This window comes from Streptomyces sp. NPDC027672 (assembly GCF_055566335.1).
Window position 1 is genome coordinate 1 of record NZ_JBVHSO010000020.1, and the last position, 14,307, is coordinate 14,307.

A 14,307-nucleotide genomic window follows, 5' to 3' on the forward strand; every position below is an offset into this window, starting at 1 on the left:
AAACGCCCGGTTACATTCCGAACCCGGAAGCTAAGCCTCACAGCGCCGATGGTACTGCAGGGGGGACCCTGTGGGAGAGTAGGACACCGCCGAACTCCTTTTACAGCTCCGGCTCTTGGGCACTGCCCGAGAGCCGGAGCTTTTTTGCGTTGAGGTAGGGTCAGGGAGCACTATCGGCTCTTTTCGCACAGGAGGCCCCCGGGTGGAGGTCCAGGAGACCCGTGTCCAGACAGACCGGGTCCTCACCATCCCCAACATCCTCAGCATGGCACGGCTGGCCGGCGTACCGCTGTTCCTGTGGCTGATCCTCAGGCCGGAGTTCGGCGGCCCCAAGAGCGATGGCTGGGCCCTCCTGGTGCTGGCTCTCAGCGGGGTCAGCGACTATCTCGACGGCAAACTGGCCAGGCGCTGGAATCAGATCAGCAACCTCGGCCGGCTCCTCGACCCCGCCGCCGACCGCCTGTACGTGCTTTCCACACTGCTCGGCCTCACCTGGCGGGAGATCCTGCCACTGTGGCTGACCGCGCTCCTGCTGGCCCGTGAAGCGGTCCTGCTGGTCATGGTGGGCATCCTCCGCCGGCACGGCTATCCGCCGCCGCAGGTGAACTTCCTGGGGAAGGCCGCCACGTTCAACTTGATGTACGCCTTCCCGCTCCTGCTGCTCAGTGACGGAAGTGGATGGATCGCGTCACTCGCTGCCATTTTCGGATGGGCTTTCGCCGGATGGGGTACAACCCTCTATTGGTGGGCAGGAGTGCTCTACGTGGTGCAAGTCCGCCGATTGGTTCGCGCGGAGACCACGACCGATTGAACTCGGCGATTGTCCAGACATGACGCCTCGATGGCCCGCGGTGTAAAAGTGCGGGACAATCTGGACGGGTGAAGTCGGCTAGACCGTCGTCTCTGGAGGAGGACGCTTCCGACATGAAGGCCGTCGTGATGGCCGGGGGCGAAGGCACACGCCTGCGCCCCATGACCTCTAGCATGCCCAAGCCGCTCCTGCCCGTGGCCAACCGCCCGATCATGGAGCATGTGCTGCGGCTGCTCAAAAGGCACGGGCTCACCGAGACCGTGGTCACCGTGCAGTTCCTGGCGTCGCTCGTCAAGAACTATTTCGGTGACGGCGAAGAGCTCGGCATGGAGCTGACCTATGCCAATGAGGAGAAGCCACTCGGTACCGCCGGAAGCGTCAAGAACGCCGAGGAGGCATTGAAGGACGATGCCTTCCTCGTCATCTCCGGCGATGCCCTGACCGACTTCGACCTCACCGAGCTGATCAACTTCCACAAGGAGAAGGGTGCGCTCGTCACGGTCTGCCTGACCCGCGTGCCCAACCCGCTGGAGTTCGGCATCACCATCGTCGACGAGGAAGGCAAGGTCGAACGCTTCCTGGAGAAGCCGACCTGGGGACAGGTGTTCTCGGACACCGTCAACACGGGCATCTACGTGATGGAGCCCGAGGTCTTCGACTACGTCGAGGCCGATGTGCCCGTCGACTGGTCCGGTGACGTCTTCCCGCAGCTCATGAAGGAAGGCAAGCCGGTCTACGGCTATGTCGCCGAGGGCTACTGGGAGGACGTCGGCACGCACGAGAGCTATGTGAAGGCCCAGGCCGACGTCCTCGAGGGCAAGGTCGACGTCGACATCGACGGCTTCGAGATCTCCCCGGGCGTCTGGGTGGCCGAGGGAGCCGAGGTGCACCCCGACGCCGTACTGCGCGGACCGCTGTACATCGGCGACTACGCGAAGGTCGAGGCCGGCGCGGAGATCCGCGAGCACACCGTCGTCGGCTCGAACGTCGTCGTCAAGAGCGGGGCCTTCCTGCACAAGGCCGTCGTGCACGACAACGTCTACGTCGGGCAGCACAGCAATCTGCGCGGCTGTGTCGTCGGCAAGAACACCGACATCATGCGCGCCGCCCGGATCGAGGACGGCGCGGTCATCGGTGACGAGTGCCTGATCGGTGAGGAATCGATCGTCCAGGGCAATGTCCGTGTGTACCCGTTCAAGACCATCGAGGCCGGCGCCTTCGTCAACACCTCGGTGATCTGGGAATCGCGCGGCCAGGCGCACCTGTTCGGCGCCAGAGGCGTCTCCGGCATCCTGAACGTGGAGATCACCCCCGAACTGGCGGTGCGGCTCGCCGGCGCCTACGCGACGACCCTGAAGAAGGGCGCCACGGTCACCACGGCCCGCGACCACTCCCGCGGTGCCCGGGCGCTCAAGCGCGCGGTGATCTCCGCCCTCCAGGCCAGCGCCATCGACGTACGGGACCTGGAGAACGTGCCGCTGCCGGTGGCCCGGCAGCAGACCGCGCGGGGCAGCGCGGGCGGCATCATGATCCGTACCTCGCCCGGTGTGCCGGACTCGGTCGACATCATGTTCTTCGACGGACAGGGCGCGGACCTCTCGCAGGGCAGCCAGCGCAAGCTGGACCGGGTGTTCGCGCGCCAGGAGTACCGGCGGGCGTTCCCGGGCGAGATCGGCGACCTGTACTTCCCGGCCAGCGTCTTCGACTCGTACACCGGGTCGCTGCTGCGCAACGTCGACACGACCGGGATAGCGGAGTCGGGCCTCAAGGTCGTCGTGGACGCCTCCAACGGCAGTGCCGGGCTCCTGCTGCCCAGCCTGCTCGGCAAGCTGGGCGTGGACTCGCTGACCATCAACCCCGGTCTCGACGAGACCCGGCCCACGGAGACGGCCGAGATGCGGCGCAAGGGCCTGGTGCGGCTCGGGGAGATCGTGGCGTCCTCGGGTGCCGCGTTCGGTGTCCGGTTCGACCCCGTCGGCGAGCGGCTGTCGCTCGTGGACGAGAAGGGCCGGATCATCGAGGACGACCGGGCGCTGTTGGTGATGCTGGACCTGGTGGCCGCGGAGCGGCGCAGCGGACGGGTGGCGCTGCCGGTCACCACGACCCGGATCGCCGAACAGGTGGCGGCGTACCACGGCACCCAGGTGGAGTGGACCACCACCTCGCCGGACGACCTCACGCGCGTGGGACGCGAGGAGGGCACCATCTTCGGCGGTGACGGCAAGGGCGGGTTCATCGTCCCCGAGTTCAGCAGCGTGTACGACGGCACGGCGGCCTTCGTACGGCTCATCGGGCTCGTGGCGCGCACCCAGCTCACGCTGAGCCAGATCGACGCCCGTATCCCGCGGGCGCACGTCCTCAAGCGGGACCTGGCGACGCCGTGGGCCGTCAAGGGCCTGGTGATGCGGCGCGTGGTCGAGGCCGCCGGGGACCGCTCCGTCGACACGACCGACGGCGTGCGCGTCGTGGAGAACGACGGGCGCTGGGTGATGGTGCTGCCCGACCCGGCCGAGGCCGTCACCCATCTGTGGGCCGAGGGCCCGGACGACGCCTCCGCGCAGGCGCTGCTGGACGAGTGGTCGGCCGTCGTGGACAGCGCCGGCCGGTAGGACCGTCAGTGAAGGGCCCCGGGGCCGCCGGTACGGCGGTCCCGGGGCCCTTCGCCGTTTCGCGGACCGGCGGCGGAAAAGCCGTCGCACGCGCGCGTGCCGGACACGTGTCCCCCTGGCGGGCCCGTCCGGCACGCCGGTGGGGCCGTTCGGAGGTACTGCTCGCGACATGCGACGATGTGCGGCATGCCGCAGCAACCCCCCGTTCGGAGCAGCCCCACGCGGCCGCAGCGCCCGGATGCCTCCATGTCGTTGATCACCAACGTCATGGACCACAGCCTCGACGACGGGTACGCCGAGGCGGCCGCCCGGAAGAAGGCCGACGGCGAGGGCGGCCTGCCGAAGACGCTGCGGGCCAAACTGGGACTGGCCGCCGGTCTCGTCCTCGCCGCGCTGGTCGTGACCGTGGGAGCGGCACAGGCGCGCGTGACGGCGCCCGTGGTGGCCAAGGAGCGCCAGGAGCTGATCGACCGCATCGACGACGAGACGGCGGACGCGGACAAGCTGGAGAGCGGCGTCGACGAGCTGCGGGACGACGTCGGGGCGCGGCAGCGGGCGGCTCTGAGGTCGAGCGGCGGAAGCGCCGAGGCGGATCTGGTGGGGCTGCTGTCGGGTGCCACCGCCGTGCACGGACCCGGCGTCAAGCTGGTGGTGAACGACGCCAAGGAGGCCAGTGGCGGCGGTGACGCCGCCAACCCGCGCGAGACGTCGGGCTTCTCCGACACCGGCCGGGTGCGGGACCGCGACATGCAGCGGGTGGTCAACGGACTGTGGGCGTCCGGGGCCGAGGCGGTCTCCATCAACGGGCAGCGGCTGACCGCCCTGTCCGCGATCAGGGCCGCGGGAGACGCGATACTGGTCGACAACAGGCCGCTGGTGCCGCCGTACACGGTGCTGGCGGTGGGGGACGGGCAGAGGCTGAGCACCAGGTTCCAGGACAGCGCCGACGGCCTGTACCTGCACGCCCTGGAGGAGAACTACGGCATCCGCGCCACCATCTCCGCCCAGGGCGACGTCCGGTTGCCCGCCGCCCCCAGTGTGATCGTACGTACAGCACAGCCGAAGTCCGAGAAAACCGGGAAGGGCACATCGTGATCGCCGTACTGGGCCTCGTCGTGGGAGTCGTGGCCGGCCTGTTGGTCCGGCCCGAGGTTCCGGCGGTCGTGGAGCCGTATCTGCCGATCGCCGTCGTCGCGGCGCTGGACGCCGTCTTCGGGGGCCTGCGGGCCATGCTGGACGGCATCTTCGACGACAAGGTCTTCGTGGTGTCGTTCCTGTCGAACGTGGTCGTCGCCGCCCTCATCGTCTTCCTGGGCGACAAGCTGGGCGTCGGCGCGCAGTTGTCCACGGGTGTCGTGGTGGTCCTCGGCATCCGGATCTTCTCCAACGCCGCGGCGATCCGCCGGCACGTGTTCCGGGCGTGACACTTATGAGCGAACAGAACGACCCGAACCAGGGCGACGGCCGCGACGACCGGCCCGGCAACCGGCTGCGCCGGGAACTGCCGGCCGAGGTGCCGGTGCCCGCGCCCCGGCCCGCGCAGCCCGTCGAGGGGCGGCCCGAGCAGTCGCTCACGGGCCGCCAGCGGCTGGTCAAGGGCCTGTGGCCGCCGCGTTTCACCCGTGCCCAACTCATCGTGGCGCTGCTGCTGTTCGGCCTCGGCTTCGGCCTGGCCGTGCAGGTGGCGTCCAACAGCGACACCGACAGCGCGCTGCGCGGCGCGCGTCAGGAAGATCTCGTTCGCATCCTCGATGAACTGGATTCGCGTACCCAGCGTCTTGAGGACGAGAAGCAGGGACTCGAAAAGCAGCGCCAGGAGCTGCAGAGCAGCTCCGACCAGGCCGCGGAGGCGCGCCGGCAGACCGCCGAGAAGGCGAGGCAACTCGGCATCCTGGCGGGCACCGTGGCGGCGCAGGGTCCCGGCATCACCATGACGATCGAGGACACGAAGGGGGCGGTCCGGGCGGACATGCTGCTCGACGCGATCCAGGAGTTGCGCGCGGCCGGCGCGGAGGCGATCCAGGTCAACGGGGTCCGCGTGGTCGCCGGCACGTACTTCGCCGATTCCGGCGCGAGCGTCGGCGTCGACGGGAACAAGATCAACGCGCCGTATCGTTTCCAGGTCATCGGCAAGCCGCAGGACCTGGAGCCGGCGCTGAACATCCCGGGAGGCGTGGTGCAGACTCTGGAGAAGGAGCAGGCCACGGTCACCGTCGAACGGTCGGACAAGATCATCGTGGACGCCTTGCGGCAGGCGAAGCGGCCTGACTACGCTCGGTCGTCCTCCCGGTGAACCGGCGGTGCATGGGGCCGGACGGGCAGGGGCATGAGCTTGCGGGGGGTCGGCGCACCGAAGAGGTGGTGCGTGGTGGAAACTGTTTGGCGGATACGGACGTTGTGAGAATGTCCGGCTCGGCCGGTGTAGGCAATCAGGGTTCGTCCTGCCCCACGGGCGGGTCTGTTTCGGTCAAGGGGAATCGCCCGTGAAGTTGTTTGCGAAGTTGTTCGGCAAGAGCGCGCGAGAGGGCAACGCCAACGCGACCGCTCGTCATCGCGCGCAGCCTGACGCGGAGGGCCAGCGCCCGCTGTTCCGGGACCAGGTCGCTGGTCCGGGCGGTGACATTTCGGGAGGTCAGGGCGCGGCGTCTGTTGACCCTGCCCAGTCCGGCGGCATAGGTTTCGGGCAACCGTCAACCTCAGGTACGGGTGGAGGGTTTGCCTCCGGTCCGTACGCGTCCAACGCCCCGGCGGGGCAGCCGCGGCAGGAGGATCCGTCGATGTCGGTCCTGGTGTGTACGAGGTGCGGTAACCGCAATGCGGAGAACGCCCGGTTCTGTTCCAACTGCGGGGCGCCGCTGCGCCCCGGGGTGGCACCGGAGCGGGCCTCCGAGACGACGTCCACCATCTCGATCTCCGGGCTGGAGGCCTACGACTCCGAGGCGACCGGCCAGACGCCGCTGCCGATGCTCTCTCCGGAGGCACAGGCCGCGGTGGACGCGCTGCCGCTGGGCTCGGCGCTGCTGGTCGTGCGCCGGGGGCCGAACTCGGGCAGCCGCTTCCTGCTGGACAGCGACCTGACGACGGCCGGCCGCCATCCGCAGAGCGACATCTTCCTGGACGACGTGACGGTCTCCCGGCGGCACGTGGAGTTCCGGCGCTCTCCTGACGGCTCCTTCACGGTGGCCGACGTGGGCAGCCTGAACGGCACGTACGTCAACCGCGAGCGCATCGACCAGGTCGCTCTGTCGAACGGTGACGAGGTGCAGATCGGCAAGTACCGGCTGGTGTTCTACGCGAGCCGGCAGGGCATCTGACCCGCCCCCGGACGGACGTCCGGGGGGACCACCCCCAGGGAAGGTCCATGCTTCAAACACCGAGCGGCGGTGCCGGAAGCGGTACCGCCGCCAGGGACAGTGGGCTGATGAGCATCGGCACGGTGCTGAACGTGCTGCGCGACGAGTTCCCCGAAGTCACCATCTCCAAGATCCGCTTCCTGGAGTCGGAGGGCCTGGTCGAGCCGCGGCGGACCCCGTCGGGGTACCGCAAGTTCAGCGCCGGGGACGTCGAGCGCCTCGCTCATGTCCTGCGGATGCAGCGGGACCACTATCTGCCGCTCAAGGTGATCCGGGAGCATCTGGACGCCATGGCGCGGGGCGAGGCCGTGGCGCTGCCCGTGGTGGGCCGCCAGCGCACCGGAGAGGACGGGCCGGCGCCCGTGGAGGGTCCCACGGTGGCCAGGATCGGCAAGGCCGAACTGCTGGCCGCGGCGGACATCACCGAGGACGATCTGAAGGAGTGGGAGTCCTACGGGCTCATCGCTCCCCTGGAGGACGGGGCGTACGACGCCGAGACCGTCACGGTGGCCTCGCTCGTGGCCGAACTGGGCCGGTTCGGGATCGAGCCGCGCCACCTCAGGGTGATGAAGGCCGCCGCCGACCGCGAGGCGGGTCTGGTCGACCAGGTGGTGGCCCCGCTCAGGCGCCACCGCAATCCGCAGACCAGGGTGCACGCCGAGGCCCGTACGCGCGAGCTGGCGGCCCTGACGACGAAACTGCACGCGGCCCTGGTGAAAACCGCTCTCGGGGTGCGGAATCCCTGAACCCCGGGGCCTCCGGGCGGCCGGATCGGGCACCTGTTCCCGGCCCGACTACCCAAACGTCCCGGGCACGGCCTAGGGTTGCTGTGTGAACGAGCTCGATGTCGTAGGTGTCCGGGTCGAAATGCCCTCCAACCAACCGATCGTGCTCCTGCGCGAAGTGGGAGGCGACCGTTACCTCCCTATCTGGATCGGGCCGGGGGAGGCGACGGCGATCGCCTTCGCCCAGCAGGGCATGGCCCCCGCGCGGCCGCTGACCCACGACCTGTTCAAGGACGTGCTGGAGGCCGTCGGCCAGGAGCTGACCGAAGTGCGCATCACCGACCTGCGGGAAGGCGTCTTCTACGCGGAGCTGGTGTTCGCCAGCGGGGTCGAGGTCAGCGCCCGCCCCTCCGATGCCATAGCGCTCGCCCTGCGCACCGGCACGCCGATCTACGGCAGTGACACGGTGCTGGACGACGCGGGCATCGCGATCCCGGACGAGCAGGAGGACGAGGTGGAGAAGTTCCGCGAGTTCCTCGACCAGATCTCGCCCGAGGACTTCGGCACCAGCAGCCAGTGAGACACCAGGAGCCGGTGAGACACCAGCAGGCGCTGAGCCGCCGCGCCGCAGTCGGCCAGGCGCGCGGCCGGCCTCCGGACCGGAGCTTCTCCCGGTATGGGCGGCGGCTTCGCGGGGCCGGCGCCCCGGCAATTGCCTCCGGCCGGTGAGAGCGTCCTACGGCCCGCCGCGAGGGCATTCGGCTAGCCTTTCCCCGCGGTGGGGCACGGGAAACCACTCCTAGGGTGATTATCACTCGGCGTGCCGAGTGTGGCGATCGTTGACGCACCCCTGGTGACTGCCTACCGTCGAGAAGGCAGGTCAAGGACGGAGGTCGGCGTGAGAACCAGCGGCGACGGTACGGCTGGGGGTGCCCCCGGACGCGGTTTCGGGGAGAGCGGTCCGTACCCGCCCCCGAACGCGCGGCTGCGCCCCGGCGCGGGACATGCCCATCCCGGCGGCGCGGTGGAGCACGCTCCGCAGCTTCCGACGGCGGTGCCGAACGGCGGAGGGGTTGCGTCCATGACGTCCGAGCAGATCGGCTACCGCGGGCCCACGGCCTGCGCTGCCGCCGGTATCACCTATCGGCAGCTCGACTACTGGGCCCGCACCGGCCTGGTCGAGCCCAGTGTGCGACCGGCCTACGGGTCGGGCACCCAGCGGCTGTACAGCTTCCGGGACGTCGTCGTCCTGAAGATCGTGAAGCGGTTCCTGGACACCGGGGTGTCGCTGCAGAACATCCGCACGGCCGTGCAGCACCTGCGGGAACGCGGTTTCCGCGACCTGGAGCGGATGACCCTGATGAGCGACGGGGCCACCGTGTACGAGTGCTCCTCGCCGGACGAGGTCCACGCCCTGCTCCAGGGCGGCCAGGGCATCTTCGGGATCGCCGTCGGCGTGGTGTGGCGGGACGTGGAGAGCGCCCTCTCCCAACTGCACGGCGAGCGCATCGACACAGGCGAGACCCTCGTCGGGCACAACCCCGCGGACGAGCTGGCGCGACGCCGCAACCGGGCGGTCTGACCGCCGGACCGGCCGGGGCGCCCCGGCACCGCGGCCGTTGTCAGTGCCGTGGTGCAGCATCGGAGATGTGAGAAACGCGCCCACGATCCTGCATCTCGACATGGATGCCTTCTTCGCCTCGGTGGAGCAGGCGTCCAAGCCGAGCCTGCGCGGGAAGGCGGTCGTCGTGGGCGGGCTCGGACCGCGCGGTGTGGTGGCCACCGCGTCGTACGAGGCACGGGTGTTCGGGGTGCACTCGGCGATGCCCATGGCGCAGGCCCGCCGGCTGGCGCCCAACGCCGCCTATCTGGTGCCGCGCTTCACGCTGTACCGGGCGATCAGCGAGCAGGTGATGGCGCTGCTGCGGGAGCTGTCGCCGCTGGTGGAGCCGCTGAGCCTGGACGAGGCGTTCGTGGACCTGGAGGCCGGGGGGACGGCCTGGGACGAGGAGTCGGCGCGGCGGGCCGGCGAGAAGCTGCGGAGGGACATCCGGACGGTCACCGGCCTCACCGGATCGGTCGGGCTCGCCGCCTCCAAGATGCTCGCGAAGATCGCCTCGGAGCAGGCCAAGCCGGACGGACTGGTGCTGATCGAGCCGGGCGGCGAGCGGGCGCTGCTGGGACCGCTGCCGGTGCGCACGCTGCCGGGCGTCGGGCCGGCCACCGGCGACCATCTGCGCCGGGCCGGGATCACCACGGTGCAGGAGCTGGCCGAGGCGGGGGAGGACGAACTGGTCCGGCTGCTCGGCAAGGCGCACGGGCAGGCGCTGTACGCGATGGCCCTGGCCCGGGACGAGCGGCCGGTGGTGGCCGAGCGGGAGGCCAAGTCGGTGTCCGTGGAGGACACGTACGACGTGGACATCCACGACCGGGCGCGGGTCGCTCTGGAGGTGCGGCGGCTGGCCGACCGGTGTGTGCGGCGGCTGCGCGGGGCCGGGCTGTCCGGGCGGACCATCGTGCTCAAGGTGCGGCGGTACGACTTCTCCACCCTGACCCGCTCCGAGACGCTCCGGGGGCCCACGGACGACCCGGCGGTCATCCGCGAGGCGGCGGCCCGGCTGCTGGACTCCGTGGACACCACGGGCGGGGTGCGGCTGCTCGGGGTGGGGGTGTCCGGGCTCGCCGACTACACGCAGGAGGACCTGTTCGCGCAGGCGATGCCGGTGCCCCTGGAGGAGGAGCCGGAGGCGGGCGCCGCCGAGTCCGCCGTGGAGCGGCCGGAGCCCGTCGAACGGCAGTGGCGTGCCGGGCAGGACGTACGGCACGCCGAGTACGGGCACGGGTGGGTGCAGGGCAGCGGGCTGGGGCGGGTCACCGTGCGGTTCGAGACGCCGCTGTCGGCTCCGGGGCGGGTGCGGACGCTCCCCGTCGCCGACCCCGACCTGGTGGCGGCCGATCCGTTGCCGCTGGTCGCGGATTCCCCCCGCCCGCCCGGCGCCGGGGCGGACGTGTCGGGTCAGACCTCCTCCGAGCCCGCCAGCTTGCCGAAGTCGTGGTCGGGGACCGCGGGGGGTGGGGCCGTATCGAGTCCGTAGTGGTGGTAGAGCTGGAGTTCCTGCTCCGGGGAGAGGTGACGGCCCACGCCGAAGTCGGGGGCGTCCTTGACCAGGGCGCGGTCGAAGGGGACGCGCAGCGTGCCGTCGACGAGTTCGCTCGGTTCCAGCGGGACGAAGGCGTCCCGGGAGAAGAGGCCGGTGCGTATGGCCGCCCACTCGGGCACGCCGGTGGCGTCGTCCAGGTACACCTCGTCGATGGTGCCGATCTTGGTGCCATTGCGGTCGAACACCTTGCGGCCGATCAGGCTGCGCGGATCGATGTCGGTCTGCACGGTCCCGCTCCCTCCACGTGGTCGCGACTCATCCGTCAGCACTACCAAAGAGCACATTCAGGCAGGCGGCCACTCGAAGACCACGGCGTTGACCTCGCTGATAGGCTGACGGCGGCTGCTGACCCCGCGCGGGAGAGTCCTCCGACCACCTCGGAGGCGCCGAAGGAGCAACTCCTCCCCGGAATCTCTCAGGCTCACGTACCGCACGGACGAGGTCACTCTGGAAAGCAGGACGGGCGTCCGACGGCTCCCGTCCTCACCGACGGTGAAAGCCGGTGCCCGCGGGCGTCCGGTGAAGCTCTCAGGTGCAGATGACAGAGGGGGAGGCCGTCGGGGTGCCCGTGCCGGGGCGCCCCTCGCAGGTCGCGTCAGACCAGGAGGCCTCCGCAATGACCGCCCACCGCATTCCGCTCGCCGAGCTCGAAGCGGGCATCCCGTTCGAGCAGCGCCACATCGGGCCCGACCAGGAGGCGCGGGCCAAGATGCTCGCCCAGGTCGGGTACGGCTCGCTCGACGAGCTGACCGCCGCCGCGGTCCCGGATGTGATCAAGAACGCCGACGCCCTGGACCTGCCCGGTGCCCGCACCGAGGCCGAGGTGCTCGCCGAGCTGCGCTCGCTCGCCGACCGCAACCAGGTCCTGGGCTCGATGATCGGCCTGGGCTACCACGGCACCTTCACCCCGCCCGTCATCCTGCGCAACGTCATGGAGAACCCGGCCTGGTACACGGCCTACACGCCGTACCAGCCGGAGATCTCCCAGGGCCGCCTGGAGGCCCTGCTGAACTTCCAGACGATGGTCGCCGAGCTGACCGGCCTGCCCACCTCCGGTGCCTCCCTGCTGGACGAGGGCACGGCCGCCGCCGAGGCGGTCGCCCTGTCCCGGCGCATGGGCAGGAACAAGAAGGGCCTGTTCCTGATCGACGCGGACGCGCTGCCGCAGACCATCGCCGTGATCCGGACGCGCGCCGAGCCGACCGGCGTGGAGGTCGTCGTCGCCGACCTCTCCGCCGGCATCCCGGCCGAGGTCGCCGGGCGCGAGATCAACGGCGTGCTGATCCAGTACCCGGGCGCCTCCGGAGCCGTACGGGACATCAAGCCCGTCATCGACCAGGCGCACGAGCTGGGCGCCCTGGTGACGGTGGCCGCGGACCTGCTCGCCCTGACCCTGCTGACCTCGCCGGGCGAGCTGGGTGCGGACATCGCCGTCGGCACCACCCAGCGCTTCGGCGTGCCGATGGGCTTCGGCGGACCGCACGCCGGCTACATGGCCGTACACGAGAAGTTCGCGCGCAGCCTGCCCGGCCGCCTGGTCGGCGTCTCCGTCGACGCCGACGGGCACCGGGCCTACCGGCTCGCGCTGCAGACCCGTGAGCAGCACATCCGCCGGGAGAAGGCCACCAGCAACATCTGCACCGCGCAGGTGCTGCTCGCCGTCATGGCCGGTATGTACGCCGTCTACCACGGCCCCGACGGCCTGAGGACGATCGCCCGCCGCACGCACCGCTACGCCACCCTCCTCGCCGCGGGCCTGACGGCCGCCGGTGTGGAGATCGTCCACGGCGCGTACTTCGACACCGTCACCGCGCGGGTGCCCGGCAAGGCCGCCGAGGTCGTCGCCGCCGCCCGGGACAACGGCGTCAACCTGCGGCTCGTCGACGCCGACCACGTCTCCATGGCCTGCGACGAGACGACCGGCCGGGCCCAGCTGGACGCCGTCTGGGCCGCCTTCGGCGCCGACGCCGACATCGAGGCGCTGGACGCGACCGCCGAGGACACCCTGCCCGAGGCGCTGCTGCGCACCGACGACTACCTCACCCACCCGGTCTTCCACCAGCACCGCTCCGAGACCGCGATGCTGCGCTACCTGCGCAGGCTGGCCGACCGGGACTACGCGCTCGACCGCGGCATGATCCCGCTGGGCTCCTGCACCATGAAGCTCAACGCGACCACGGAGATGGAACCGGTCACCTGGCCCGAGTTCGGCCAGCTGCACCCGTTCGCGCCGGCCGAGCAGGCGCAGGGCTACCTCACGCTCATCCGCGAGCTGGAGGAGCGTCTCGCCGAGGTCACCGGCTACGACAAGGTCTCCCTCCAGCCGAACGCCGGTTCGCAGGGCGAGCTGGCCGGCCTGCTCGCCGTACGCGGCTACCACCGCGCCAACGGTGACGAGCAGCGCACCGTCTGTCTGATCCCGTCCTCCGCGCACGGCACCAACGCGGCCAGCGCGGTGATGGCCGGCATGAAGGTCGTCGTCGTCAAGACCGCCGGGGACGGCGAGATCGATGTCGAGGACCTGCGGGCCAAGATCGAGCAGTACCGCGACGAGCTGGCGGTGCTGATGATCACCTACCCGTCGACGCACGGTGTGTTCGAGGAGCACGTCGCCGACATCTGCGCCCGGGTGCACGAGGCCGGCGGCCAGGTGTACGTCGACGGCGCCAACCTCAACGCGCTGGTCGGCCTCGCCAAGCCGGGCCACTTCGGCGGCGACGTCTCCCACCTGAACCTGCACAAGACGTTCTGCATCCCGCACGGCGGCGGCGGTCCGGGCGTCGGCCCGGTCGCGGTCCGCGCGCACCTGGCGCCGTACCTGCCGAACCACCCGCTCCAGCCCGAGGCCGGCCCGGAGACGGGCGTCGGGCCGATCTCCGCCGCCCCCTGGGGCAGCGCGGGCATCCTGCCCATCTCCTGGGCGTACGTCCGCCTGATGGGCGGCGAGGGCCTGAAGCGGGCCACCCAGGTCGCCGTGCTCTCGGCGAACTACATCGCCAAGCGCCTGGAGCCGCACTACCCGGTGCTCTACACCGGCCCGGGCGGCCTGGTCGCGCACGAGTGCATCATCGACCTGCGCCCGATCACCAAGGCCACCGGTGTGACCGTGGACGACGTGGCCAAGCGTCTGATCGACTACGGCTTCCACGCGCCGACCATGTCCTTCCCGGTGGCCGGCACGCTGATGATCGAGCCGACCGAGTCGGAGGACCTCACCGAGCTGGACCGTTTCTGCGAGGCCATGATCGCCATCCGCGCGGAGATCGAGAAGGTCGGCTCCGGCGCGTGGCCCGCGGAGGACAACCCGCTGCGGGGCGCCCCGCACACCGCCGCCGCGCTCGGCGGTGAGTGGTCGCACGCCTACAGCCGCGAGGAAGCCGTCTTCCCGGCCGGTGTCTCGGCCGCCGACAAGTACTGGCCGCCGGTGCGCCGCATCGACCAGGCCTTCGGCGACCGCAACCTGGTGTGCTCCTGCCCGCCGCTGGACGCCTACGAGGACTGAGCGAGCCGTAAAGGCAGGCCCCGCCCGGATGTCCGGGCGGGGCCTTTCCTTTTGGGCCGGGCGGCGGCCCCGGGCTGCGGCCGGAGGGGGTCGGTCCGCTTAGGCGGTGTGCCGGGCGACGGTCCCGGGCTGCCGCCGCATTGCGC

At 70.7% G+C, this 14,307-nt stretch carries 12 protein-coding genes, 1 rRNA gene and 1 riboswitch; of the genes, 12 read left to right on the top strand and 1 reads right to left on the bottom strand.

The window, feature by feature from the left end:
* The 11 genes from rrf to ACZ4SV_RS33545 all read left to right on the top strand — a co-directional run.
* Window positions 1–95 (top strand): 5S ribosomal RNA (gene rrf, locus ACZ4SV_RS33495); the annotation flags it as partial.
* A 107-nt stretch (window positions 96–202) separates the two neighbouring features.
* On the top strand, window positions 203–811 hold the full coding sequence (locus ACZ4SV_RS33500) for a CDP-alcohol phosphatidyltransferase family protein (protein WP_397941328.1): 609 nt from the start codon (window positions 203–205) through the stop codon (window positions 809–811).
* 113 nt (window positions 812–924) lie between these two features.
* Window positions 925–3,420, top strand: coding sequence for a mannose-1-phosphate guanyltransferase (locus ACZ4SV_RS33505; RefSeq protein WP_365879029.1), 2,496 nt, complete (start codon window positions 925–927; stop codon window positions 3,418–3,420).
* A 177-nt stretch (window positions 3,421–3,597) separates the two neighbouring features.
* Window positions 3,598–4,515: a DUF881 domain-containing protein gene (locus ACZ4SV_RS33510; protein ID WP_365879027.1), complete on the top strand. Its 918-nt coding sequence runs from the start codon at window positions 3,598–3,600 to the stop codon at window positions 4,513–4,515.
* Entirely contained in the window at window positions 4,512–4,844 is a 333-nt protein-coding gene (locus ACZ4SV_RS33515; protein WP_003988855.1) for a small basic family protein, read from the top strand. The genes ACZ4SV_RS33510 and ACZ4SV_RS33515 overlap by 4 nt, the downstream gene beginning before the upstream one ends.
* 5 nt (window positions 4,845–4,849) lie before the next feature.
* Complete coding sequence (locus tag ACZ4SV_RS33520) at window positions 4,850–5,713, top strand: DUF881 domain-containing protein (protein WP_365879025.1); 864 nt, start codon at window positions 4,850–4,852, stop codon at window positions 5,711–5,713.
* A 190-nt stretch (window positions 5,714–5,903) separates the two neighbouring features.
* The gene (locus ACZ4SV_RS33525; protein WP_365879023.1) at window positions 5,904–6,734 is read left to right on the top strand and encodes an FHA domain-containing protein; all 831 of its coding nucleotides are present in this window, start codon (window positions 5,904–5,906) and stop codon (window positions 6,732–6,734) included.
* A 47-nt stretch (window positions 6,735–6,781) separates the two neighbouring features.
* Window positions 6,782–7,519 carry a transcriptional regulator FtsR gene (gene ftsR, locus ACZ4SV_RS33530; RefSeq protein WP_365879021.1) on the top strand — a complete coding sequence of 246 codons (738 nt, stop codon included), beginning with the start codon at window positions 6,782–6,784 and terminating at the stop codon, window positions 7,517–7,519.
* Between the two features lie 85 nt (window positions 7,520–7,604).
* Entirely contained in the window at window positions 7,605–8,078 is a 474-nt protein-coding gene (locus ACZ4SV_RS33535; RefSeq protein WP_026253112.1) for a bifunctional nuclease family protein, read from the top strand.
* Between the two features lie 318 nt (window positions 8,079–8,396).
* Window positions 8,397–9,080 (top strand): MerR family transcriptional regulator, encoded by a 684-nt coding sequence (locus tag ACZ4SV_RS33540; RefSeq protein ID WP_365879019.1) that lies wholly within the window; start codon window positions 8,397–8,399, stop codon window positions 9,078–9,080.
* A 67-nt stretch (window positions 9,081–9,147) separates the two neighbouring features.
* On the top strand, window positions 9,148–10,593 hold the full coding sequence (locus ACZ4SV_RS33545; protein WP_468009692.1) for a DNA polymerase IV: 1,446 nt from the start codon (window positions 9,148–9,150) through the stop codon (window positions 10,591–10,593).
* Here the strand turns inward: ACZ4SV_RS33545 and ACZ4SV_RS33550 are convergent.
* Complete coding sequence (locus ACZ4SV_RS33550) at window positions 10,515–10,886, bottom strand: PRC-barrel domain-containing protein (protein ID WP_365879014.1); 372 nt, start codon at window positions 10,884–10,886, stop codon at window positions 10,515–10,517. The two genes, ACZ4SV_RS33545 and ACZ4SV_RS33550, sit on opposite strands and share 79 nt — an antisense overlap.
* 119 nt (window positions 10,887–11,005) lie before the next feature.
* A riboswitch (glycine riboswitch) is annotated at window positions 11,006–11,100 on the top strand.
* Window positions 11,101–11,275: 175 nt separating this feature from the next.
* On the opposite strand from ACZ4SV_RS33550, the gene gcvP reads away from it, so the two are divergent.
* Window positions 11,276–14,161 carry an aminomethyl-transferring glycine dehydrogenase gene (gene gcvP / locus ACZ4SV_RS33555; protein ID WP_468009699.1) on the top strand — a complete coding sequence of 962 codons (2,886 nt, stop codon included), beginning with the start codon at window positions 11,276–11,278 and terminating at the stop codon, window positions 14,159–14,161.
* Window positions 14,162–14,307: the final 146 nt, after the last annotated feature.